Annotated in this window: 19 protein-coding genes; all 19 read right to left on the bottom strand. The window is 60.5% G+C overall.

Annotation, left to right across the window (positions count from 1 at the left end):
* Positions 1–4: 4 nt before the first annotated feature.
* Positions 5–1,339: a type VI secretion system protein TssL, long form gene (tssL, locus tag F6X37_RS18340; protein ID WP_187612296.1), complete on the bottom strand. Its 1,335-nt coding sequence runs from the start codon at positions 1,337–1,339 to the stop codon at positions 5–7.
* The gene (gene tssK, locus F6X37_RS18335) at positions 1,336–2,685 is read right to left on the bottom strand and encodes a type VI secretion system baseplate subunit TssK (RefSeq protein ID WP_187612295.1); all 1,350 of its coding nucleotides are present in this window, start codon (positions 2,683–2,685) and stop codon (positions 1,336–1,338) included. The genes tssL and tssK overlap by 4 nt, the downstream gene beginning before the upstream one ends.
* A 5-nt stretch (positions 2,686–2,690) precedes the next feature.
* The gene (gene tssJ, locus F6X37_RS18330; RefSeq protein ID WP_187612294.1) at positions 2,691–3,236 is read right to left on the bottom strand and encodes a type VI secretion system lipoprotein TssJ; all 546 of its coding nucleotides are present in this window, start codon (positions 3,234–3,236) and stop codon (positions 2,691–2,693) included.
* A 140-nt stretch (positions 3,237–3,376) separates the two neighbouring features.
* Positions 3,377–3,859: an Hcp family type VI secretion system effector gene (locus tag F6X37_RS18325; protein WP_090810696.1), complete on the bottom strand. Its 483-nt coding sequence runs from the start codon at positions 3,857–3,859 to the stop codon at positions 3,377–3,379.
* 109 nt (positions 3,860–3,968) lie between these two features.
* Complete coding sequence (tssC, locus tag F6X37_RS18320) at positions 3,969–5,471, bottom strand: type VI secretion system contractile sheath large subunit (RefSeq protein ID WP_187612293.1); 1,503 nt, start codon at positions 5,469–5,471, stop codon at positions 3,969–3,971.
* A 46-nt stretch (positions 5,472–5,517) separates the two neighbouring features.
* Positions 5,518–6,051 (bottom strand): type VI secretion system contractile sheath small subunit, encoded by a 534-nt coding sequence (tssB, locus tag F6X37_RS18315; protein WP_184045111.1) that lies wholly within the window; start codon positions 6,049–6,051, stop codon positions 5,518–5,520.
* A gap of 205 nt (positions 6,052–6,256) precedes the next feature.
* The gene (locus F6X37_RS18310) at positions 6,257–7,936 is read right to left on the bottom strand and encodes an OmpA family protein (protein WP_187612292.1); all 1,680 of its coding nucleotides are present in this window, start codon (positions 7,934–7,936) and stop codon (positions 6,257–6,259) included.
* On the bottom strand, positions 7,933–8,616 hold the full coding sequence (locus F6X37_RS18305; protein ID WP_262419965.1) for a DotU family type IV/VI secretion system protein: 684 nt from the start codon (positions 8,614–8,616) through the stop codon (positions 7,933–7,935). Before F6X37_RS18305 ends, F6X37_RS18310 begins: the two co-directional genes overlap by 4 nt.
* A gap of 52 nt (positions 8,617–8,668) precedes the next feature.
* A complete protein-coding gene (locus F6X37_RS18300) occupies positions 8,669–9,229 on the bottom strand; it encodes a fimbrial protein (RefSeq protein WP_187612291.1) in 561 nt (186 codons plus the stop codon).
* A 73-nt stretch (positions 9,230–9,302) separates the two neighbouring features.
* Positions 9,303–12,140: a fimbria/pilus outer membrane usher protein gene (locus F6X37_RS18295; protein ID WP_187612354.1), complete on the bottom strand. Its 2,838-nt coding sequence runs from the start codon at positions 12,138–12,140 to the stop codon at positions 9,303–9,305.
* Positions 12,141–12,152: 12 nt separating this feature from the next.
* Complete coding sequence (locus F6X37_RS18290; protein WP_222944875.1) at positions 12,153–12,917, bottom strand: fimbria/pilus periplasmic chaperone; 765 nt, start codon at positions 12,915–12,917, stop codon at positions 12,153–12,155.
* A 99-nt stretch (positions 12,918–13,016) separates the two neighbouring features.
* A complete protein-coding gene (locus F6X37_RS18285) occupies positions 13,017–13,565 on the bottom strand; it encodes a fimbrial protein (RefSeq protein WP_090811826.1) in 549 nt (182 codons plus the stop codon).
* Between the two features lie 255 nt (positions 13,566–13,820).
* Positions 13,821–14,471: a response regulator gene (locus F6X37_RS18280; RefSeq protein WP_187612289.1), complete on the bottom strand. Its 651-nt coding sequence runs from the start codon at positions 14,469–14,471 to the stop codon at positions 13,821–13,823.
* Positions 14,472–15,129: 658 nt separating this feature from the next.
* Positions 15,130–15,288 (bottom strand): BON domain-containing protein, encoded by a 159-nt coding sequence (locus F6X37_RS37985; RefSeq protein WP_187612288.1) that lies wholly within the window; start codon positions 15,286–15,288, stop codon positions 15,130–15,132.
* A 284-nt stretch (positions 15,289–15,572) separates the two neighbouring features.
* Positions 15,573–17,000 carry a basic amino acid/polyamine antiporter gene (locus F6X37_RS18270; protein WP_187612287.1) on the bottom strand — a complete coding sequence of 476 codons (1,428 nt, stop codon included), beginning with the start codon at positions 16,998–17,000 and terminating at the stop codon, positions 15,573–15,575.
* A gap of 69 nt (positions 17,001–17,069) precedes the next feature.
* The gene (locus tag F6X37_RS18265) at positions 17,070–18,506 is read right to left on the bottom strand and encodes a basic amino acid/polyamine antiporter (protein WP_187612286.1); all 1,437 of its coding nucleotides are present in this window, start codon (positions 18,504–18,506) and stop codon (positions 17,070–17,072) included.
* A 141-nt stretch (positions 18,507–18,647) separates the two neighbouring features.
* Positions 18,648–20,150 carry an efflux transporter outer membrane subunit gene (locus F6X37_RS18260; RefSeq protein WP_187612285.1) on the bottom strand — a complete coding sequence of 501 codons (1,503 nt, stop codon included), beginning with the start codon at positions 20,148–20,150 and terminating at the stop codon, positions 18,648–18,650.
* Positions 20,147–23,206, bottom strand: a complete 3,060-nt coding sequence (locus tag F6X37_RS18255; protein ID WP_187612284.1) for an efflux RND transporter permease subunit — start codon at positions 23,204–23,206, stop codon at positions 20,147–20,149. Before F6X37_RS18255 ends, F6X37_RS18260 begins: the two co-directional genes overlap by 4 nt.
* Positions 23,203–24,177 (bottom strand): efflux RND transporter periplasmic adaptor subunit, encoded by a 975-nt coding sequence (locus tag F6X37_RS18250; protein ID WP_184061764.1) that lies wholly within the window; start codon positions 24,175–24,177, stop codon positions 23,203–23,205. The genes F6X37_RS18255 and F6X37_RS18250 overlap by 4 nt, the downstream gene beginning before the upstream one ends.
* Positions 24,178–24,965: the final 788 nt, after the last annotated feature.

The following is a 24,965-nucleotide window of genomic DNA, read 5'->3' as shown; positions in this document are numbered from 1 at the left end:
CCCGTTAATGCGTGACGAAGACTTCCACGCGTCGATTGCGGGAACGACCTTCCGCTGTACTGTTGTCCGCGACAGGTTGTGTATCGCCCTTGCCGACAGCCTCGATGCGATTGCCGGGCATGCCGTGCGCCTTCAATACGTCGGCGACGAACGCGGCGCGCTTTTCCGATAGCACCAGGTTGTCAGGAAACTCCGCCGTATGAATCGGCTGGTTGTCGGTGTGCCCGGTCACCGTGACATTGCCGCCGACCCGGACGACCTCCTGCGCAACCTTGGTCAACACCGGATCCAGTTCCGGTCGAATGCGGCTTTGCCCCGGCAGGAACACGTAGTCGCCACGGAACACGACCCGGCTGCTGCTCGCGTTCTCTTCGACGGAGACCTGGCCGCGAGCGATCTCGTCTTTCAGCAAAATCGACAGGCGCAAGCGCTCGTGAACGACCGGAGCCGCGGCCTTGATCGGCTCTCCGATCGCGAGAATCTTCGCTTCCAGCGCATTGCTTTGCGCCAGAAGCCGATACTTGTACCAGGCGAACAGCGAGAACACACATAGCGCAGCGACGCCCGCCGTCGCCCAGACCGGCACGCTTTTCAGCAGCCGCATCCTGCCCGGCTCCTCGCCGCGCCAGTGCGGCGACAGTTCGAGCCGCATCGTGTCCCGCGTGCCGCTGATAAGCGTCAGCATTCGCTGCCGGATCTGCTCCAGATGACGTGGACCGTCCGCGGCAACGCTGTAGCGTCCTTCGAATCCAAGGCTGAGAATGCGATACAACACCTCGAGGACGTCGATGTACTCCTGGGGATCCGTTGCCATGCGGCCGATCAGCAGGAAGAACTTCTCACCGCCGTCCACTTCTCCTTCGAACTTGAGCAGCAGCCCCCCCGCGGCCCAAATTCCGCCGCTCCCCCAACGCGTGCGGTTGGCGGCTTCGTCGAGCGCGGTGCACAGCGCGTAACGGACAGCCGCCACGTGCTTCCACGGCAAACTCGCTTTGTCGCAGACCTTCTGGAATGCGGCGACCTCACGCACCAGCAGCGAGCGCAAGCTCGCGACCGCAGCCAACGAATCGAGCGAAGCCGGCATGTCCGCCAGCATGCGCAACAAAGGCTGCGCGGCTTCACACAACGGATTGCGCGCAGCCTTCATGCGCTCCAGACGCGTCTGCACTTGTTCCGGCGGATCGAACGCGGCCGCATCGACCGCCGGTTCCTGATTGGCGACACCCGCGGTTGTGGGACGCCCAGCGGGACTGGCAGACGGCTGGCTTTGGCCAGAAGCAGAGTTGTCGGGGTTCAACAGAAACTCGAACGCGTCGTCCCCGTATGCGCCGGTACTCATTTTTGACGCACGCCCCACAGCTCAAGCTTGAGTTCCGGGAAGTGCCCGGCGACATGCATGGCAAGCCCTCCGTGCCGCGCAATCTGTTCCCAGAACGGTCCGGTACGCGACAGTTCGAAATAGATAAAGCCCGAGTTGAACGGAATCTGGCGCGGAGGAACCGGCAGCGCCGCTACTGTCAGACCCGGCAGGTGCGAACGGATCAACTCCGGCAAGCGCTGCGGATGACTGATCTTCGTTTGGGCAAGAAACTGCTGCTGCAGCAATTCGGAAGGCATCTGCGCGCCCACGGCGAGCACGAGGCTCGAATAACCGGCCAATTCGTTCGGCAGCATGGCGGCCGTACGGATGCCATGCGCCTGCTCCGTAAGCGGAATGGGCTGCGCACCACGAATCAACACCTGGTTCAACAGATAGTGAACCTCCTCGACGAGGGGCCTGATACTGCGGTAGAGCTGCGCATGGTCATAGCCCGGCGCCGCCCGCGGACGCCGCGTTTGCGGACGCACGAAGGTCGAAAGCTCGCCCGCGAAAAGCGCGAGCTCGCGATACAGGGTCACCGGCGCGGTCTCCTCGAGTTGGCAAATATGCTCCAGCAGCGGCTCATAGCGATTGAGCACCTGGAGCAGCAGATAGTCGGCCACTTCGGCCGCCGCGCCCGTACGGCCGTCAGCACCTGACAGACGGGCGGCGAGCGCGTCGGCGCGTAGTCGCGCGAGGCCGTGCAGCTGCATCGCCCATTCGCGCAGCAGTGGATTCGCGCCGTAACCGGTCACGGGCGGAATGTGGTCGGCGCTGTGCAGCGACACGGCGCCGTCGGCGTGCAGCGCCTTCACGCGCGTCAGCGCAAGCCCGATCCACGACTGCGTCAGCTCTTTCTCGGGCAACAGCCGCAAGCGCAGATTCGAGAGTTGGACGGGCTTCGGACCCTGGCCGATCGCGTTGCTGTCGCGCAGTTCCGCGTCGTACGCATGGTAACGGGCCAGCGATCCGCTCTGCTCGGTGAAGGCGGTTTCCTCGGTGTTAGGCAAGCGAAGCGGGACCGCCAGGTAAATCACCTGCTCCTGATGTTCCGGTCCGATCGTCAGTGGGGGCGGGGGCAGCGTCAGGCCAGGCACCTCGAACGGTGTGCCGTCTGGAAATACGCCGAGCCCGCTCTTGAACACCAGCTTGCCGAACGCGAGCGATTCCTGATCGATTTCACAACGGCTGAAGCCCCAGAAAAACGGGCTCAGCGGCGCGCTCCGGCGATGCGCGAACGACTCGAAATACCGCTCCTGCTGCTGAAACAATTGCGGGCGCAGGAAGAGTCCTTCGCTCCAAACAACTTTGCTATACCAACTCATCGAAATTAGTCTGACTTTGAAATCGAAACAGTGCGCCGATCGAGCTGGATCGTCAGCTTCTGTTCCTTGTCTGGAAGAGCCATCCTGTACCATGCGGCGTCGGGCGCGATTGGCAACCGGTAAACCGCGCGCCAGACCGATTTCCCGAGATCCCGGTAGCCGGCCAGCACGCCAATTGCGGTAGAGGCGGGGTTCGACTTCCGGACGATCTCGCGTGTATCGCCGGGACGCAGAATAAATTCGTCAACGACCAGCACGTCGTCGCCAAGGATTTTTTTGTCGTCGCTTTGCAGCGTGAAAAAGTCGCCGGTTTGAAACGCCGTCGGCGACTTCAGTTCGTAGACCCGCACGAGGATCGGCGCCGCCGTTCCCCACTCGTTCGGATTGACGTTCTCGTTTGCCGCGATCTGAAGCCGGAGGGTCGTTCGCTCCTTGACAACGGGAGCCGACGCGGTAGCGCACCCGGACAGCCATGCGCTCGCCCCGCTTAGGGCTAGCCAGCCTCCGATACGCAGCCATATCGCGAAGCGGGAAAAAAAGATCGAAACCATCTGACGGTATCAAGGTGATCTCGCACATCGCCCTGAATGAACCAGGATGCCTGCATCCAGCCGGGCATCCCGGTTAACAACCTTGACACGGCTTCCCGGACAAAAGGGTCGTCGTGCCAAGATTCAGGAAAATGTGCGATTTAGGCTGTGTTCTTCTTGATATCGAAGGTCGCCGTGATCGCACCGCCGCTACCGCCTTGCGCGTTCTGCACCACATATTCCTGCTTCAGGCGAGCAAAGGACAGACGCACCGTTTCGCACGGACGCGATTCACTGTCGCTGACGCCGGACGGCTGCACCGAGGTAACCAGCACGTCGTTCATCGTGAATTTGATGTATTCGAGCGGATTACCGCCAGCCTTGCGCACGACGAGTTTGGCTTCGTCGATGTGCTTACCGGTCAGGCAGTATTGCGTCAGGTTGGGCGTTGCACGATCGATGAAATGCTCAAACGTGAAGTCGTCGACCGTGGCTCGGCCAGCGCCACCACCGGAACCAACGTGCATATTCGATTGCTGCGTAACGCCCCACGCCCAGCTCAGAACATCGATTTCGTCCTTGTGGTTAGCGTCTGCCGACTCACCATCAATCCCGTTAATCTTGAGAAAGATGTCTTGCGCCATAAAAATACTCCTTGATACCGATTAGTTTTAAAGATGCTCAATGAAAGTCAGGCATATTTAGTGAGCGCCTGTCCGTCGCTCAATCACCGAATGAACGGTAGACGTCAGGTCAGGCTGCATCCTTCACGAGCGGCAGCTTCGCGACGAGACGCAAAGAAACCGTCAGACCTTCCAGTTGGAAATGCGGACGCAGGAAGAACTTCGCCTGGTAATATCCCGGATTTCCCTCGACGTCCTCGACGACCACTTCGGCCGCGGCCAGCGGTCGACGTGCCTTGGTTTCCTGCGACGAATTCGCGGGATCGGCGTCAACGTAGTTCATGACCCATTCGTTGAGCCATTGCTGCATTTCGTCCCGCTCCTTGAATGCGCCGATCTTGTCGCGCACGATGCACTTCAGGTAATGCGCAAAGCGCGAGCACGCGAACAGATACGGAAGACGGGCCGATAGATTCGCGTTCGCAGTTGCGTCGGGATCGTGGTACTCGATCGGCTTCTGCAACGATTGCGCGCCGATGAACGCCGCGTAGTCAGTGTTCTTGCGGTGAATGAGCGGTATGAAACCACTCTTCGACAATTCCGCTTCGCGGCGGTCGGAGATCGCAATTTCCGTCGGGCACTTCATGTCGATGCCACCGTCATCCGTCGGGAACGTGTGACACGGCAGGTTTTCAACTACCCCACCGCTTTCCACGCCGCGAATCAGCGTGCACCAACCGTAGTTCTTGAACGAACGGTTGATGTTCACCGCCATTGCGTAGGCCGCGTTCGACCATACATAGCGTTGATGATCCGCGCCGGCGGTCGCCTCTTCGAAATTGAATTCGTCGACCGGATTCGTCTTGACGCCATACGGCAGACGTGCAAGGAAACGCGGCATTGCAAGGCCGATGTAGCGCGCGTCTTCCGAACTACGCAGCGAGTTCCAAGGTGCGTACTCGAGGTTTTGCGTAAAAATCTTCGTCAGGTCGCGCGGGTTGGCGAGTTCCTGCCACGAGTCCATCTGCAGCACGGACGGTGCCGCGCCCGTAATGAACGGCGCATGCGACGCTGCCGCCACCTTTGCAATCGAGCCCAGTAGGTCGACGTCGGCGGGCGTGTGATCGAAGTAGTAGTCGGCGACGAGACAGCCGTACGGCTCGCCACCCAACTGCCCGTATTCTTCCTCGTAAATTTGCTTGAAGAACGGACTCTGGTCCCACGCAATCCCTTTATAGCGCTTCATCGTGCGACGCAGGTCGTCCTTCGACACATCCATAAAGCGGATCTTCAGCTTCTCATCCGTTTCCGTGTTCGCGACGAGGTGATGAAGCCCCCGCCATGCGCTTTCAAGACTCTGAAAATCTTCATGGTGGAGAATCAGGTTGATCTGTTCGGATAATTTGCGATCGATCTCCCCAATAATTGACTCTATGTTTTTGTACGCGTCGTCGGACACCGTTGCCGATGTAAGCAGTGCTTGTTGAGCAAGCGTCCGGACAGCCCCCTCGACAGCCTCGCGCGCGCGCTCCGTTTTGGGCTTGAATTCGCGCGATAGGAGTGCGTTGAAATCGGACTGATTGGTCACGCTCGCCGTTGCCTTGGCGCGCGTGTTCGCTTGAAGTTCGGCCATCATTTCCCCATTGTTTCAGGCTGTGCTTTCGTGCGGAAAGCAAAAATCATTCGTTGGTCACCGGTTCGCCGGTGGATGCCGCTTCCGGCTTTGGCGCCTTTGCGAGCGCTTCGAGTAACGCTGGGTCTCTCAACACCTTGCTGACCAGGTTTTCCGCGCCACTTTTGCCATCCATGTACGTTTGCAGATTGGCGAGTTGCGTACGCGCCTCGAGTAGCTGCGCAAGCGCGTCAACCTTCTTCGCGACGGCTGCGGGCGAGAAATCGTCCATGCTTTCGAACGTGATATCGACCATCAGATGACCTTCGTTCGTCAGCGTGTTGGGCACCGCGAACGCGACACGCGGTTTCATGGCCTTCATTCGCTCATCGAAGTTCTCGATGTCGATATCGAAGAACTTACGATCGCCGACGGCGGGCAACGGTTCGAGCGGCTTGCCCGACAAGTCGGCGAGGACGCCCATCACGAACGGGAGTTCGACTCTCTTTTCCGAACCGTAAATTTCGACGTCGTATTCAATCTGGACGCGGGGGGCACGATTACGTGCGATGAATTTTTGAGAACTGGTAGAAGCCGACATAGTGCTCTGAGGTTGTTCGCTCAAATAAAAGAAGGAGCGGCGACACCGCTCGCTTTCGTATGAAATCCGCAAGCTGATGATGTTATGTCTCGGAGCAGCGCGGCGATATGGGCGGTTGCCCAAAAGTCTGTCCCGTTCGCAAAAGAGAGGCCGGATTGGCGTGCGCGAGCGCAGGTTCCCAGAGGGCTACCCGCGACGAGTACTTTCAGTGCGTGCCTGAATCGGGAACAACGGTGATTTCGACACGACGATTCATCTCGCGCCCCTGACTAGTTTCGTTGCCGGCGATCGGCCGGGTATCGCCATACCCCTGAATTGCGAAACGTGTGACGGGCAACGTAGCCGTGTTGACGAACCAATCGCGGATGGCCCGCGCGCGTGCCTCGGAGAGCTTATGATTCGCGACGCTGGCACCCACGTTGTCAGTATGACCCGCGATGAGAATTCGCTTGTCGGGATTCGCGCGAATCAGATCGAGAACCGCGTGGAGCCTTGGCTCTGCAGCTGACTTGAGCGTCGTCTTGCCGCTGTCGAATAACAAGAGGCTGTCGATCGTCACAGCAAGGGGCGGGGAATGCGCGGCGATCGTCGGGGAATGCGATGTCGCGGTCACGCGTTCAAGCGCGACTTGCAACTGCTTGCCCCGATACAGTCCCCAGCCGAGCCCGGTCGGCACACCGTTGCTCGCATAGCGAGCCAGCTCGGCGGATTGTCTGCGCAACGATTCGAATCGCTCACGCTTCGCATCCGCGCGGGCTGTGGGTATATGCGTGTAAGCCTCGAGATCGTCGGCGACTCGCGTGACCAACCTGCTGTTCGACCATGCGGAGACACCAATCGACACCATCAGGACGACCGCCGACGCAGCCAACGCGTGCAAGCTTCCGGAATACGACCGGGCCCACTCGCTCTTCGAAACCCGGAATCTGTCGTTCCGCGCGATGGTGGTAAGTAAAGGCAGAGACAGCGGCTTCGGTTGAGCCTTCGGCCTCGTCAGCAGCGGCCGCAGCGCGGTCTTGCCGGTGAGCCATCGCGTCCATGCGCCTGGACGCATCGGCGGGTGTCCGATGTCGGCCAACAGCAAGCCGCGCAGCGAGAACGGCGCGGTGTTCGCGAGCGATGAAAGTATCGATAGCAGCGCCTCATCTTCTAGCCAGTCGAACACTGCATGCCCCAGACCGGCACGCGACGCACGTTCCGGGTGGGCGACAGCGAGCCAAGCCTGATCCAGCTGTTGCCTGAGCGCTTGCACATGTTGCCGCGCGGTTGCGGTCTCGGGTTGCATCGTCGAGATACTCATGGCATCGCCGAACCAGACCGGTTCCACTGCGTGGTCGCTATTCGAGCCGAGGTACGCGTAGATCGCGATATAGCAGGGTAATACGAACGCCCGGGGACCGATGCAAGCGTCGATTTGATGCTTCCAGCGGGAAAATTCGCGGCGAATCACAGCATCGTCGCACTCACCGTCGGGAACAACGGGCATCAACACGGCATCCGGCGGACGTTGATGCGACTCCATCACCGTGGCCAACACGCTGGACAACTGCTGCGGGGACCGGACACGCAACCACAGCGCATCACCGTTACGTCGCAGTGCGGATGTCTGGCCATCGTGTGCAAACAGCGCGCCGGCATGCGGCCCGACGACGAGAACGATCGATAACTGACGCACGTTCCCGAGCTGAAAATCCTGATCCTCGTGGGTCGGATGCGATCGCCCGTAAGCTGGCAAAACGGCGGCGCCCACCCCCGTCAACAGAACAAGACTGAGCACAACGAGCCACGATGGTTGGAGAGCAAGCGGCAAACATAGCCATATCAGTCCAACTACGGAGACAGCGATCCAGATCAGCGCCGCCCGGTAGCTGTTTCCGGAAATCATTGCGAACGCTCCGTCTGCATAGGACTACTCTGCGGCGACGACGTTTGAAGTAGACCGCGTGTCGCAACGTCCAGACTAAGGTCCATCGCCGTCCATAGTGACGCGATGGCAACCGCACCAGCAATCACCCCACCGGCGATTCTGCGTGAATGTGAGATGCGTGACACGTCCGACGGCCGAAGCGAATTGGTCGGTGGCATGGCGTTATCCGGTGCGTCGGGTATGGAGAACGCCGCCTTATTACGCGGATGCCCGTTCAACGCCGATTTCGCACGCTCCAGATATGCGTTGGTGTTTTCGCGTCCGCCGTCGAAGCCCAACCCCAGCAACATGGTGTAGAACTCAAGTCTGGCGGGGTCCGGATCGCCGCCGTCCACCACCGCCGCGATCTGGTGCCATACCCATGCGGCGCCATCGCGCACGCCATGAAAACGCATTTGCAGCGGCTCACGCAACCATTCCTCGCGCTGCCTGGACGGCAATGCATGCAACGTCAGTTCATCTAGCAGAACACATTGTGCGAGGCTGACTTCCCGGATGTCCGTTGCCGGAAAAGTTCGATCCAGCATTTGCTGCTGTAGCGTCTCGACCAACGTACTGCAACGCGCGCGCCAAAAAGGAACAGCCGGCAGCTCCGCGCCGTCGGACAGCAGTGCTGCATGCAACGCAGTCGCTCGCATGAGCGCGACTGTTGAGTCAAACATAATAAGAAACGTATTCGCGCCGGCACCCTCAGGGCATTTCGACGACATAGGTGACGAATGTATTGACGGTGCCAGCCGTGGCTCGACCGGTTGCGTAGTAGCTGGCAATGAAATCCACCGGCGTCGGATCCGTGGACGTGATCGGAACGACTCTCATCGTAGACCGGTCGCCGACCTTGATCCGCGATCCGTCCGGATTGGCCAGCATGACCTGTACATTCGTTGCCGACGCCGCCCCGCTCGCATTCTGCAGGTCCAGATTCCCGGTGTTGGGATCGGTCGACGAACCGCTCTCGAAATACACGCGCGCCCCCGTTACACCGCTTGGACATTGGATCGTGATGGTAAAGAACTTTGAGCCATCTATAACTCCGGCCGTCGGCAGCGATCGCGTCGAAAGCGTTGGCAACGTGACCGTCATGTCGGGCGAACTCACCAGCGCACACGTCGTCGCGTTATAGGTGCCACTAAAATTGAGCGTGACCGAAGGCGAGCCTTGCGCATGTACGCAAACCGATCCCAACAGCGCACCTGCGATCAATCCGGAAATTAGTCCGGCAATCCGAAAGTATCTACAAATATTTTTCATTTTCTGACCTCTACTGTCGGCGGAATCATCTAAGCCGCAGCGCTGGAGCTGACCGGGTATCGACCTTCGCACTTCAGCGAAGCGAACTCACAAGCGCCGCGCCCGCTGAACGTCGCGCTACGGACTTTGCCGGCGGAGACCAGACTAGCGCTGGATCACAGCTCAGCTTGATGCGCGCAACGATCCCCGCGCGCTGACCGCTGTCCGCCTTGTCGTCGTCCGGCACCGTGTAGGGCATCACGCACTGCTCCGCTGCGCGATTGCCCCAGCGCACCAGCAGCTTGCCATCGTGTTCGAGGCCGCGCAGGTACGCGAGGCCACCCTGACCGACGATGCCCACCGATTTCTCGGACTCGTCGAATAACTCGGTGCCCATCGGCATGGCTTTGCCTTCCCGATCCAAAACCTCGGCGAAAATCGGCGTGCCCTGCGTGGTCGCAATCTTCACCTTGACGAGCGAACTCGCGCGCGGCACGACTTCCTCACTCGTGTTGCCCAGTTCAACGTCGAGCGACACGTCGCTCGGATCCAGCGCGACCGTGTTGACCCGGTATGGCATCAGCGAAGACACCACCGCATAGCCGTTAGCGTCAATCCTTGCACCCTGGCCATTGATGATCCGGCCGCCTTCCGCGCCTTTCGCTTCGACGAGCGCGAACGCCTGCCCAAGCGGCGGGCTCAGCGTCATGCCGCCACTGTGAACGACGACCGCGCCGTCGGCGTTGAACGCGGCTTGACGGGTCTGATTGCTGATCGATGCATTGACGTTGTAAGTAGCGAACGGCGCGCGATACATCGCGTAACCACCCGCGGAAACGGTCCGATTGTCGCCGGCGACGATCCGTGACGCGTTGACACCGTAGGTGATCGGCGTGGCTCCGCTCGTGTTGCCCGACGCAGTGGCCTGAATTGTGCTATCCCCGTTCGAGCCGCGCGAAACGTTGGTGGTCAGATAGTCGAACATATGATGCTCGTTCGAGTCGACCTTGCCGAGCGGAATCGTCAGGTTCAAACCTACCTGCGTGCTGATCTTCGAGTTTTGCAGGCGCGTGCGTTGCGCATATAGCGAGTAGGACACCCGCTTGTACGCGCTGTTGAAACCAACCTGATATTGCAGGTCGTAGCCCTTCGACGCGCCCCAGTAGTTCTGCGAACTGCCGGCGATATAAAAAGAACTCGACTCGCCGATTGGCTGGTTGATATTCAGCTGCAGACGGCTGCGCGTGCGGTAGTCATACTGACCCGTGGTGTCTCGGGAGCCATATCGCGCGTACATCGCGTCATGCAGGCTATAGAAGCGTGAGGTCGAGTATCGGTAAGCCGCAACCGAAAAATTCGTGTTGGGCCCTGGAAGGAGCTTGCTGTAGCTGATCCGGGTACTGTAACCGGGACGACCACCAGACACCCCGGGAATATTCGTTCCCGCCGCCGTTACGTCAAACGCGAATGCGCCGAGCGGCGTATTGAGCGCGACACCCACCAGGCCAGCCCAGTAACCTTCCGCAAACTGTGCACCGGTGTAGCCGGTCAACAGGTTTGTCAGGCCGCGCTGATAAACCGCCTGCGCCACCCATGGATGGTTATTCAGCACGGTATCGCGATAGACACCGGTCGTCAGATTGAAACGTGCAACACCAGGCCGCAGCAACTGCGGGACGGACGCAAACGGCACCAGAAAAGTCCGCTGACGGCCGTCGGATTCTGTAATAGTGACCTGAAGGTCGCCGCCATAACCCGTAGCCGGCAGGTCGTTCAGTTCAAACGGCCCCGGCGGCACGCTGGTCTCGGCCACGATGATGTTGTTCTGACGCACTATGATGCGTGCATTGGTATCAGCCACGCCACGCACAACCGGCGCGTAGGAGCGCATGGAATCCGGCAACATGCGGTCGTCGCTCGAAAGCTGGACGCCACGCACGTTGAATGAGTCGAAGACGTCACCGCTCGTCGAGCTGTCGCCGATCGTCAGTTGGCTCTTAAGCGCCGTGACATCGTGTTGCGCAAACAGCGCGACACTTTGCCAATGCGTGCCGGAACCCCGGTTCTGCGAGCTTACCGTGGACCACTGGCGGAAACGCCAGCCGTTCACGTTGAATCCGCTTTGCAGACCGAGGTAGACACTGCTGAAGTCTCCGCTACCATTGTTCTGGTGAGTCGTATAGCCGGCGAGACTGTATTGCACGAAGCCTGCGTTGATCCCGTTGTCCCAACGGGACGGATCAACGTAACCGGCAGCCTCCTTGCGCAATTCGATCTGGGGAATCGACAGATCGAGTTGCAAATCGGCGGTGTTGAACGATGCAACCGATCCCGGTACGGCTTCAACCAGCGGGACGCATTGCACTGATGCGTCCGTATCGTCGAAGTCGCCCTTTCCTGCTTCCTTCAACCGCTGGGCCACGCGCTCGGTATCTACGCCAGCGCGGTCCAGGCCAGGCATCGTGAAACAGGGCGTTGCGATATCCGAGCCCGGCACTGCCTGAAACAGGACATCGAAGCGTCCACGCTTCTTACCATTGACGAGCAGTTCGAGCGGATAAACACCGGGAGCAACAGGATTGCCTCGCGTATAGCGTGACAAATCGGCGACGTTGCCCGTAAAGAATGCTGGATTGAACTCAACTTCTTGCGGAACTTCCGCAGCGGGTGCATTTGATGTCGCCGTGGTAGATGACGCATCCGTACGCGCAGCTTCTCCGTCGACACCGGCTGCCTGTTGCGGCAACTCGGACGCCGAGCAGTCGCTGGATGGCGTCGCCGCTGAGTCCGGCGCGCACGCGGCGACCGCGGAGTTTGAGCAAAAGACCCAGCCCGACGCTATGATTGCCGCCCAAGCCAGTGGGTGAAACCGGAAAGGGACATTACTGAATACTGTTTCAACCGCCGTCTTACTATTCCGCACGCCCGACATCCCGTATTTCAATTATTGATTCTTTTGCGCTTCCGCGCTTTGACCACCTGTCACTTCCGCCGAGTCCTTGATCGCTGTACCGAAGTCGTTCAGAACCGTATAGGAAACGGTGGCAGGAGCTTTGATATCCAGCTTTCCATCTTGTGGACGGAGATCGACGTGCCCGAACGGCGGTGCCATATCGGGCAAAAGAGCGACTTTCCTGCCTGCCGTTTCTACCTCTGCCGTGCCGACGGAAATGTAGTAGGGCGATGGGTTGTCCAGACGAACGATGCTCTGACCTTTGTCATTTGCCTCGACATGCCACTTCAGCTGGGCCCGCCCCGCCGTTGGGTCATCGAGCAACGATACCGGCCGGTAGAACATCTTGATACGCGTTCGGAACGCGAGCTGAATCATGTTCCGGTCATCAGCGTCCTTGGGCTTCGGCGGAATTTCGAGAACGTTCAGCCAATAGACAGCCTCACGGTCCTTCGGCATGTCGCCGCCTGTGAACATGATGCGCAAAGCCTGCCCTCTGTGAGGCTCGACCCGAAATACCGCCGGCAGTAACGTGAACGGCACCCTGATTTCATTCGGGGCAGCTGCCGCATCGCCGTCGTCCAGCCACGCCTGGACCAGGACCGGACGGCTGTCAACATTGTTCAAACGAACATTGACTTCACGGTTTTGCGCCGGATAAATAACTCGGGTACCGGTAATGGTGATAGCAGCTTGTGCAGCAAACGAGGTCACACTTAAGGCGACAGCTGCGGCGAACAACATTGGAAACTTCATTGAAGACACTCGCTCCTCCACGCGACAGATAAGCGGAATGCCACTTCGGGTTGCCTTCGAACTAGAAGAGCAACCCGATGCCATTCGGCTTAGATTCGCTTACTGATATGCCAATGTGTAGCGAACAACAGCCGTCACGTTACCGGCCGTGGCTCTGTCTGTTGCATAGTACTGGCCGGCGTAGTACATCGTTGCCGTACCGTCGTTCCCAACAGCAACGAACTCGCCCGTGCTGCCCAGCGGAAGCACCTGCGCCGCGCCATTCGTGAAATTGTGGTCAAGCAATTGCACTTCGACGTTCGCGGCCGGCGAGGTAGTTGCTTGGTTAATGGCATTACGCGTAACCGGGTCCATGTTCGTGGTCTCGAAATGCGCCGCGACATGGGTCAGCGTTGCCGGGCACTGCGACACCGAAATGTTGAACGGCGTGGACCCGCCGACTACGCCAGCCGCAGGCAGCGTCTGCGAAGACACCCGAGGCAGCGTGACCGTTTGGTCCTCGTCACCCGAGTTGATCACACAGGTGTCGTCATACAGTTCTCCATTGAACGTTACCTGACCTGTGCCCGGTACAGCTTGAGCGAAAACCATCGGCGCGACGGACAGGCCCATCAGCGCGATCATGAGTTGCGTTACTTGTTTTTTCATGAGATTCCTCTTTGTTGCCATTTCAGAACTACAAACCCTTGTAAAGCCGGGACGTCCAGCGATCGTCAAGGCAGAGGAATGATCTCATTGAAGAAGATCGGTGTTAATGGGCCAATACCCAAAATGAAAGACCAAAATAGGTCAGTCGAGAAACGGCGTGTCGATTCCTCGAACTGAACAGGTCACAGGACCCCCCTACGATAGGGAGAAGGCGCCACGAGAACGACAGAATCCGCCTGAGAATCGCGGCAATTGCTACGAGCAGGACCACTCGCGCACGATTGTGACGAGTTCTACGTCGTTTCTGGCACCGAGCTTCTTCATGCCAGCGTTCTTCTGATTGCTCACGGTCTTCGGACTGCGATTGAGCCGCTCGGCAATTGTTGCGATCGACATCCCGTCGCAGATCATTCGCACGACCGTCGATTCTTTTTCAGATAGCAAATTGAGAGAAGATCCGCCTTGCGCTGCGCGCCCCGTTGCGCGCAACATCTTGTCCGCAATGGAATCAGGCAGAAACACGCTTTTATTTTTGGCAACGCGAACGGCAGCGGTAAGGCTGACAAAGCCCTCGGGACCCTTACCGACGAAGCCGGCCGCCCCCGCGTTGAGCGCAGCTGAAATGATGTGCGTGGAAGAATGCGTGCTCAGAAAAACTACTCGTATGGCTGGGGCGACACGCCGGATCCGGTCAAGAAGGTTGAGACCGTCGGCATACGGATCGCCTTCGAATTCGTAGTCGCACACAAGAACATCGACTGGCACTTCAAGCAACCGCTGAAGAAGCAGGCCGATACTTTCGCTTTTGAAGCAGACCTGGATGTCAGGACAACGCTGAAGAAGATGCTCGACGCCGAGGAGAATAAATGGATGATCGTCGGCGATACCCACTCTTATTTTGTTCACTCACACTCCATACCACGCAGGTGAATACCTTTTCCTTGCCGAAACACCCTGCATGATTTGTCACCAAAGTACCATGTCATTTCACGCCGTTACATGATGAGAAAGGCGCAGGGCATCTCGTCCCGTCCGCTCGTCGACTTCCCTGATCCTGTGTGTCGCCACGGGACGCTGCGTTTGCGTGGGCCTAGCCGCACACCTCAGCAGCAAGATCGAGAGCCGCAACCTTCCTGCTTCCAATGAAGCGAACGGCGTCGGGAACGCCTATCATCTAAGCGCACCAGTCGGTGCAGTCCAGATAGCGCATATCAAATTGTCTTGATCGTTCCACAAAAGCATTTTGGCACCACGCAAATAGAAGTTTTTGAACCACTGTTTTTTAAAACGATGCAAAATCGGTGAGAAAGCCGGTGTGCTTTGGTAAAGACAAAGCAATTTTTGGGCATGCAACCTGGCATGGATCAATCATGAAGATGGGATAGCGCAACGCACCCCAACTCGTCGGCGAGGAATTAAAACGTCTTCGCCTTGCGCAGAGGCAGATTGTACGATGCGCTAACAAGCAAAAAAATCAGCAGAGTCCTATATGCGTCATAGGTGCAAGAAGTGCTTTCAACATCCACCCCAGTCGGCCCGTCGCAATGCCCCATCGCCGCCGGCGTCACCGCCGTGTTTCTTCTAGCGGACCGCGCGACAGCAGGTCCGCGGTCGGCGCGCTGCCCGTCAATGTCACGACGCCGTTATCCGCGTGCACTGTAATGTTGCTGGCCCGTAGTCCCTGGCTTCGTGCGTTTCTGAATGCGCGGCGTACGTCCCGCACGAGTTGCCGGTTGGTAGCCTTGATCTCGCCCGCGGTTGGCGCCGAACTCGTTGCAGCTTGTGCCGCGGGACCCGATCCGCCCGCTTGCGGCTGCGCGTGCGCAGTCAGGCAAGCGGAACACGACCGCGCTCGCGCAAACCAGCTTCAGCCATTTCTGTGCGTTCATTTCGTTCTCCTGTTGTGTATGGCCGGATGACATCGACGGTGGCGCCCGGCCGACTATTTCATCCGCTGCATTCGCCAGGCCGCGATCATGTGAGCCGCGCGGCGCGCGAGCGCGAGCCTTAGGCCGCAAAATGATTGCGCACGAGATCGACGAACGCGACCAGCCCGGTAAGCAAAACCACAATGAACAGCCAGCGTTCGAGCAGCGTAAACACAGGCCGTTTCCCCTTGCGACGCTCGGCGATGTAAAACCACACGGTCGCCGCCGTATAAAGCACGGTCGACATCAACAGATAATGCAGGCCGCCCGCGTACACGAGAAAGAGCGCGTAGCCGCAGCCCAGCAGCGCGAGCATGAAATCGATGCGCCGTGACCACGGCTGCCCCGCATACGATTCGCCGCTCGCTGCGAGCTTCAACCCATAGCCGGCGACGAGCAGATACGGGATCAGGCTCATCGACGTCGTGAACTCCTTGGCCAGCGTGAACGCTTCTTTCGAAAACAGCGTCACGATCAGAAAGGCCTGAATCACGAGGCTCGTCATCCACAGTGCGGCGACCGGTACGTGGTTGCGGTTTTCTCGCCCGAGAAACGCGGGCATCGTGCGGCTCTTGCCCGCCGCGTGCAGAATTTCGGCGGCGAGCAACGTCCATGCAAGATAAGAACCGAGTACCGATATCAACAGGCCGAGCTTGACCGCGACCGCGCCCCAGGCGCCGACCGCGGCGCTCAGCACGCCAGCCATCGACGGATTTTTCAGCGTGCCCAACTGCTCGAGCGGCAACACGCCATACGACAACAACGTGACCATGACCATCAACGCAAGCACGCAGAGAAAGCCGAGTACGGTCGCGACCCCGACGTCGCGCCGTTCGCGTGCATGCCGTGAATAGACACTCGCGCCTTCGACGCCGAGAAACACGAATACCGTGCCCAACATCGTCTTGCGCACCTCGCCGAACAGACCGGTCGCCGACGGCTCGGGAACGGTCCACAGGTTCGCGACGAACAACTGCCACTTGACACTCGATAGCACGAGCACCGCGAACAGTCCAAGCGCGAACAACTTGGCGGCCGTCATCGACGCATTCACTACCGACGAGCCCTTCACGCCGCGCAGTATCAGAAAGTGAAACACCCAGATCATCAGCGAGGAACTGACGATCGCGCTAAACGTATTGCCAGCGCCGAATGAAGGCGCGACGATCGCGAGCGCGGACTTGATCAGCACGAGATACGCCACGTTGCCGAGACAGCTGGCGCACCAGTAGCCGAACGCCGACAGAAATCCCGTGTAACGTCCAAACCCCACGCGCGCATACGTGTAGACGCCAGCGTCGAGTTCCGGCTTGCGCCATGCGAGCCGTTGAAAGATCAGCGCGAGTATCAGCATGCCGGAGCCGGTGATGGTCCAACTGATCAACGAACCGACTACGCCGGTATATTTGCCGAGCGCCTGCGGCAGCGAAAAGACGCCCACCCCGACCATCGAGCCGATCACCATCGCCATCAGGCCCGGCGCTGAAAGTCTGACGCGCTTGTCCATTGCTGCGATCGCTCTCCCGCGAACACGTTCCGATCGAGCCGCGCTCGTGCGACTACGATGATCGACCGCTCAGATGACGATCGTGCCAGTCGCGAGGCCGATCAGCGCGCCAATCGCGCCGCAGGCCGCGACGGCCAAGATGACCCACTCGACTTTCGAAAACACCCGATGGGCGCGCTCGCGTTTGGCCACCACATACAGCACCGTACCGGGCGCATAAAGCAGCGCCGATAGCATCAGGAACTTCAGGCCGCCCGCGAACAGCAGAAAGGCCGTATACAACGTCGCGAACATCGCGACGAAATACTCGGTGCGCAACGCGCCGCTCAAGGTGCCGCCATTCTGCCCATTATCGTCACGCGCGGCCTTGATGCCGTATGCGGCCACGAGAAAATAAGGAATCAGCACCATCGAGCTCGTGAGATTGAGCATCAGCGCAAACGCATCGGTCGACCAGTACGTGCTGATTACGAAACACTGCACCCCGGTACTCGTGAGCCAGATCGCGGCGACCGGCAGCTTGCGCTCGTTTTGTCGCGCGAAGATACGCGGCATCGTCTCGAGACGCGCGGCGGCGAACAGCACCTCGGCACAGATCAGCGACCATGCGAGGTACGCGCCGAGGATCGAAATGATCAGACCGGCGCTGACGAACACGACACCGAATGGGCCGAGCAGCGCGCCGAGTACCGCGGCCATCGACGGCTGGCGCATCACCGCAATATCGGCGCGCGGCAAGGTCGCGTAAGGCAGCAGCGTCACCAGCACCAGCAGACACAGCACGGCGACGAAGCCGGTGATCGTCGCGGCGCCGACGTCCGAACGCTTTTTCGCATAGCGCGAGTACACGCTCGCACCTTCGATACCGACGAACACGAAGACGGTGACGAGCATCGTCGCGCGAACCTGCGAGAACAAGCCCTTGCCGATCTGATCGCTGCGTTCCCACAGATTCGCGCGAAACATGTCGGCGCGAAACAACGCGATCAGCATCACGATGAACAGCACGATTGGAATCAACTTCGCGACCGTGACGATCGTGTTGATCATCGTGGCCTGCTGGACGCCGCGCAGCATCACCAGATGAAACAGCCAGATGCCCACCGACGACACGATGATCGCGGTCGCCGTATTGCCGTTGCCGAAGGCCGGCACGAAAGCGCCAAGCGTCGATTTGATCAGCACCCAGTACGACACGTTGCCGAAGCAGCCGGCCATCCAGTAGCCGAATGCGGATAGAAAGCCCGCATAATCGCCGTAGCCCGCTCGCGCGTATGCGAACACGCCCGCATCGAGCTCGGGCCGTCGCTGCGCGAGCGCCTGAAAGACGCGCGCCAGCGCATACATGCCGATGCCCGCCACGCACCATGCAATGACCGCGCCGAACGGTCCGGTCGCGCGCGCGAAATTGCGCGGCAACGAGAAAATCCCTGCGCCCACCATTGAGCCGACGACCATCGCGGTCAATGCGGGCAACGACAGTTTCGTCTCGACCTGGGTTGCCATCGTCCACCCTTCAGAGAAGCTGATTTCTTCCAGACAGGGACTTACGCGGAGCAGGTACGCGTGAATTGCGCATCTCCTGTCAGTCCTCCCCGACTGAAGCCAACGGCCTTGCGGGTACCGGACCGCACTCCTCCTGGTCGTTCACTGTGCGGCCGGCGCCGGTGCCCTCGCGGTGGCGGGCGCGGGTTCCGTCGGCGCTCGTGTATTCGAGGCCACTGGCGGATTGGCCAACCAGCCGCCTCCCATCGCCCTGAACAGCGCGAACTGTGCCTGCAGTTCGCCGACCTCTTCCCTCGCCTGCGACGACTGGCTTTCGAGCAGCGCAACCCGCACCTGATCGATATCGACGCGGCCGGTATCACCGAGTTCGTAGCGACGTCGCACCTGGCTCAACTGCGTGGTGCGACGCGTGACTTCTTCATTGCGTGCCTTGAACAACTCGTCCTGCCGGTTCAAACGCGCCAGCGCACGGTCGACGTCATAGAACGCGCCGAGCGCGGTCTTTTCGTAGTTCAACATGGCCTGCTGCGCCTGCGCATCCGACGACTCCACCTGCGAGCGCCGCGCGCCAAAGTCGATCAGCGGCAGCGCCATCGCCGCGCCGAATAGCCAGAACGTGCTGGCCCCGAGGCTTTGACCCGCGATCTCCCAACCGTTGCGTGCAAGCAAACCGCTCAACGACATGGTCGGCCAGTAGTTGAGCCGCGCGACATCCGACTGCCTGACCGTTGCATTCACGCGTGCCTGCGCCGCGATCAGATCCGGGCGCCGCATCAGCAGGTCGACTGGCTGGCCGGGCTCGATATGCGGCAGCGCGGTCATCAGCGTGTCGCTTTCATCGAGAATCCCCGCGAATTCCGCGGGCTGCACGCCGCATAGATTCTGCAAATTGAGTCGTGCCTGCGCGATGCCGTTCTCCACGTCCTGCAAACGCGCATCGACCTGCGCGCGGCCGGCGCGCGCTGCTTCGATGTCCGTACTCAGCACGAGACCCGCGTTAAAGCTCTTCTCGGCGATGTTGACGAAGTCGTCCGCGATCGCGCGGCTCTGCAGCAAAATCGCGCGCTGACGCAGCAGCCCGCGATAGGTGACGTACAGATCCGCGACTCCCGACACCACGCTCAGGCGTACCGCCTCCGCGTCGCCGGCGGCCGCGCGTGCCTGTTCGCGTGCCGCCGAGAGCCTTGCGCGTCCCTGACCGAACAGGTCGATCTCCCATTGCGCCCGCAAGCCGACACGCCAGAACTGCGCATCGGTATTGTTGATGCCGAGGAATTCCGCGAATTCGAGCTGCGTCTCGGCGCCGTGATACTTCGCGGCGCTCACGCTTGCACCGACCGACGGCAACAGTTGCGAGCGGGCCAGGCGGATGCCGGCCTGCACCTGATCGACGCGTGCGTAAGCGGTGGCGATGTCGAAGTTGTGCGCGAGCGCGAGATCGATCAGTCTGTTCAGCGTCGGGTCGTTGTACTGGGTCCACCATGCCGCGAGCTGCTGCCCGGACATCGGTGTCGCCACGCCCGGTTGCGCTTCCGAATACTGCGGCGGAAACGCGGCGGGCTTTTGCAGCTGCAATGAACCCGTACAGCCGGCTTCGAGCAGCAGGGCCGCGATGGCGAGAAGATAAGGGCGCGCGCGGATCATTTTGCTTCCGGGTGTCGACCCGGCTCCCATTCCGCCTGCCTGATCGAGAACAGCATCGCATACAGCGCCGGCACGGCGACCAACGTCAGCACGGTGGCAAAAACAAGGCCCGCCATAATCGTGATCGCCATGTCCTTGAAGAAAGGATCCCACAACAACGGCGCCATGCCGAGCGCCGTCGTACCGCCCCCCAGTATCACCGGCCGCAGACGGTTCATCGCGCCGTGGGTCACCGCCTGCATGCGCGGCACGCCCGCGGCGATCTGCGAATCCATCTCTTCGACAAGCACCACGCCGTTCTTGATCAGCATGCCGATCAGACTCAATAGACCGAGCAACGCCATGAAGCCGAACGCGCCGCGAAATAGCAGCAGACCGAGCGTGACGCCGACGATCGACATCGGCACGACGAGCAGCACGACGAGCGCCGGCTTCAGGCGTCCGAACATCATCAGCACGAGCAGCGCCATGCCGATGAAGCCGAGCGGCAGTTGACGGAACAGGCTCTGCTGCGCGCGCGTCGACGATTCGTGCTCGCCGCCCCATTCGAAGCTATAGCCCGGTGGCAGCTTGATGTTCTCGATGCTGGAGCGTATGCGGTTGAACGCGTCGACACTGTTCTGCCCATAGATCGGGTTGGCCGAAACCGTCAGCGTGCGAATCCGGTTTTCGCGCGCGATCTGGCCTTCCTCGGTACCGACCGCGAAGCCGTTGACCACGTCGCCGAGCGGCACGTAACGGCGCAGCCCCGCGCTGAACACCTGCAGGTCCTGCAGACCCGCGACGCCACGCGTGTAGTCGGGCGAACGCAGCACGATCGGCAGTAGCTGATCGCCTTCGCGATAGATGCCCACCCGCAGGCCTTCGCTTGCATAAGCCATCGTGTCGCTAACCTGACGGCGCGTCACACCGAGCGAGCGCGCCCGCGATTCGTCGAATTCCGGCCGCACGATGCTGATCGGGTCCTCCCAGTCGTCGCGAATCGCGATGATGCGGCCGTCCGCCTTCAGCACATTCTGTGCTTCTTGAGACAAGCGGCGCAGCACGGCCGGATCGGGTCCGGAGAAGCGTGCCTGAATGGCCGCGCCACCGCCGGGACCGAACTTCGGCCGCGTGACCGTCCAATGCTGTTCTGGGAAGCGCCTCTTCAGGTCCGCTTCGATGTCCGGAATCATGTCGTCGATCAGGCTCTGGTCCTTCGCGCCGACGATGAACTGCGCGTACGACGGATTGCGCGTTTCCGGATCGTAGACGAGGGAGAAGCGCGTCGCGCCCGAGCCAATATACGTCTGCACGTTGGTGACGTCCGCATGCTTGAGCAGCACCTTCTCCACCGCGCGGCTCTTTTCGACCAGCGCGCGAATATCGGCGCCGCGCGGCAAACGCATGTCGACATAGAAGATCGGCGTGGTCGACGCGGGGAAGAAGCTCCGCTCGACGAAACGGAACGCCCACCCGGCCAGCACGGTCAGCGCGACGAGGCCGATGACCACGAACACGCGCTGTCGGGTGACCCATGACAACAGCTCGCCGTAACGCTTGTACAGCTTCGACTTGAACGGGTCGTCATCGATGATGTCCGCGGGCTTGAAAAGATACGTGCCGAACAGCGGTGTCAGGGCGATGGCGATCACCCAGCTGAATAGCAGCGAAATCGCAGCGACGGCGAACAACGACGCACAGAATTCGCCGACCGAATCCGGCGACAGGCCGATGCCCGAGAAAGCCAGAATCCCCACAATGGTCGACGCTAGCAGAAGCCATTGGCTTTGTTTGAGAATCTCGGTCGCCGCCTGGAGATGCGACATGCCTCGTTGAACCTTCACGAGCATCCCCTCGACCACCACGATGCTGTTGTCGGTCAGCATGCCCATCACGATGATCAGCGCGCCGAGTGAGATACGCTGCAGCTCGATGCCTGCCGCGTACATCACCAGCAGCGTGCCGAGGATCGACAGGAACAGCTCGACGCCCAGCACGACGCCCGCGCGCCAGCCGAGCGCAATGCCCAGCGCGACGCCGACGATCGCCACGGACAGGAACACGTCGAAGATAAAGCCGCGCACGCTCTCGTCGACGACCTGCGGCTGATCGTAAAGCGAGTGCAGCTTGATGCCGATCGGGAGGTCACGCTCGAGTTCGGCGAGCCTCGCCTTGAGCTCCTCGCCGACCCTCACCACATTGACGCGCGGCCGCGCGCTGATACCGATCGTAACCGCGGGCTGGCCGTTATAGTGAATGACCTGGTTCGGAATCGTCGCGTAGCCGTGGCTTACCCGCGCGATGTCGCCGAGCAGCAGCGGGGCGGGCGTATTGTTGACAGGCAGCGAACGAATGGCCTGCAACGAATCGAGCGAGCCGGACGGCGCAATCCGCAACGACAGGTCGCCGACACGTTCGCGTCCCGCGGGCCGAACCTCGTTCTGCACGAAGAGCGTCTGCGCAAGATCGTCGGTGGACAGATCGTTGGCGATCAGTTGCGACTGGTCGACGTCGACCGAGATCTGCTCCTGCTGCTCACCGGCGATCACGATGTCGGACACGTCGCCGAGTGTCAGCAGTTGGCGGCGCAGTTCGCGCGCGTACTCATACAGTTGCGCCTGCGTGTAGCCCTCGCCGGTCAGCGCGTAGAACATCCCGTAGACGTCGCCGAAACGGTCGAGCACGAGTGACGGTCCCGCGCCCGGCGGAAGCCGGGGCTGTGCATCCGATACCGACTTGCGCAACTCGTCCCACACCTGCGGCAATTGCGCCGACGTGTACTGGTCGCGAATCTCGACGCGGACTTCAGAGTAGCCCGGTGTCGAACGCGAGGTCAGTTTCTCGACCTGCGGCATCTGCTGGATCGCGCTTTCGAGCCGGTCCGTCACTTCCTGCTCGACCTCGTGCGCACTCGCGCCCGGATACAGCGTCACGACGACCGCAGTCTTGATCGTGAACTTCGGGTCTTCGAGCCGCCCGATGTTGTAGTACGCGAAGATGCCGCCCAACAGCGAGATGAGCGTCAGAACCCACGCGATCAGCGGCTTTTCGATAAGGGGGCGCGCGAGATTCATTGAGGCGCATCCATTGGACGGACCGCCATTCCCTCTTTCATGAACTGCGAGCCGCCGGCCACCACGCGGTCGCCCGCCGCAACCGCCCCCGCGACGACCACATCGTCATTGCGAATTTCGCGCACGCTGACCGGCACCGCATGCACACGGCCGGACGCGGCGTCGTAGCGCCACAGACTGCGCTGACCGTCCGCGCCGATCGACACCGCGGCGATCGGAATCGCGAAGTACCCTTTGTTGTCGTTTTGCGCGACCTGACGCGCCGTTTCGGAAATCTGTACGCGCAGCGCCATGCCGGGGAACAGCATCGCGCTTTGCGGTCCTTCGATCGAGAACACGAGCCGGTAGGCCGCCGAAGTCGGCGAGGTCTGCGTGGTCCGTTCGCGGAACACGAGCGGGAAGCGGTTCTGCGGCCGCCCGGGCAGCCACGCCTCGGCTCTCAGCGTCTTGTCGACGAACAGCCGTTCGGCAATGCTCTGAGGCAGATCGACGCCGACATCGGCACGGCCGATGTTTTCCAGATTGAACGCGGGCGCCCCAGCCTGCACGACCTGCTGGATCTCGATGTTGCGGCGAGCGATCCGGCCGTCGAATGGCGCGACGAGCTGGGTATTGCGCAGGTCGCGGCTCGCCAGGTCGCGTGCCGCGCGTGCGGCATCGGTGGAAGCCGACAACTGCTCATAGGCAGCCTGAGACAGAATCCCGTCCTTGCGCAGCACCGCCTGGCGCTTCAGGTTGTCGCTCAGCTGCTGATACTGCGCGTTCGCGCGTTGCAGTTGCAGCTTGTAGGGTTCCTCGTCGATCCGCGCGATCAGTTGCCCGCGTTTCACCGACGCGCCTTCGAGCACCGCGATCTGCACGACGCGGCCCGATACTTCGAAGGCGAGCGGCGAGATGCTGGTCTGCTCGACCCGCCCGGTAAAAATGCGAATGGCGGAAGCGTCGGCCGGTTCGACCCTGGTGAGCTGCACGGCTGGCCTCGTATCGCCACTCTGTGTTTCGGTCTGCCGTTGGCAGCCCGACAGTAAAACGACAAGCGCGCAGGTCAACGCGCACGACAATGCGCCGGTCAGTGCGATTCCGCCTGATCGGCGAGGCCGCGGTGCATCGGAGCGGTTTGCATTCATGACGTTCTCGGCTGACTGCTGGCGCAACCCGTGTCGTAAGCCCAGCGGCAACGTAGCTCACGGGCCGGCGAATACGAGACCCTACAGGTTGCTCAGCAATTCATAGGGGCCCATGACAGTGGACCGATGGGTGCATCCGCTTCGACTTCCACGGCCAGGTCAGATTCGAGGAACAGCGGCATCCCTTCTGTCGGACCGGCAACGTCGTTCAAACCAGTCTATCGGCGACAACTGTGTTGTGGCCGTCAGGACTACAGCCGCGACCCATGTGTCGTCATTCCGGCTCCGTTCATCAGGCATCCTGTCGAACTGCCAAACTGCTTCGCCATGCCGAAGCAAGACTGAGGAACTTGACGAATCCGCCCTGTATGGAATGCACGACGATTCCGCAAAACCTGAAGACGAATGAATATGCGGGCGGACTGCAGCGTTGAATCAGATCCCTTCGATTGAACCTTGCTGCAAAATTATTAAAGTTCCCAAACAATTCGCTGTCAAGAGCCTCACAGGCGCAGCACGATCGTATCGATTGCTTACCTTAAGCGGTATATCAAAGCCGTCTTAGGCGTTCATGACTTCGCGCAGTTCACTGGTGGTTTGCCCGTGTCATGCGTGCGTCATTGGCCCCTTTC

This window comes from Paraburkholderia sp. 31.1 (assembly GCF_014397645.1).
GTDB classification, from domain to species: Bacteria; Pseudomonadota; Gammaproteobacteria; order Burkholderiales; family Burkholderiaceae; genus Paraburkholderia; species Paraburkholderia tuberum.
This window is presented reverse-complemented; position numbering and strand designations above follow the sequence as displayed.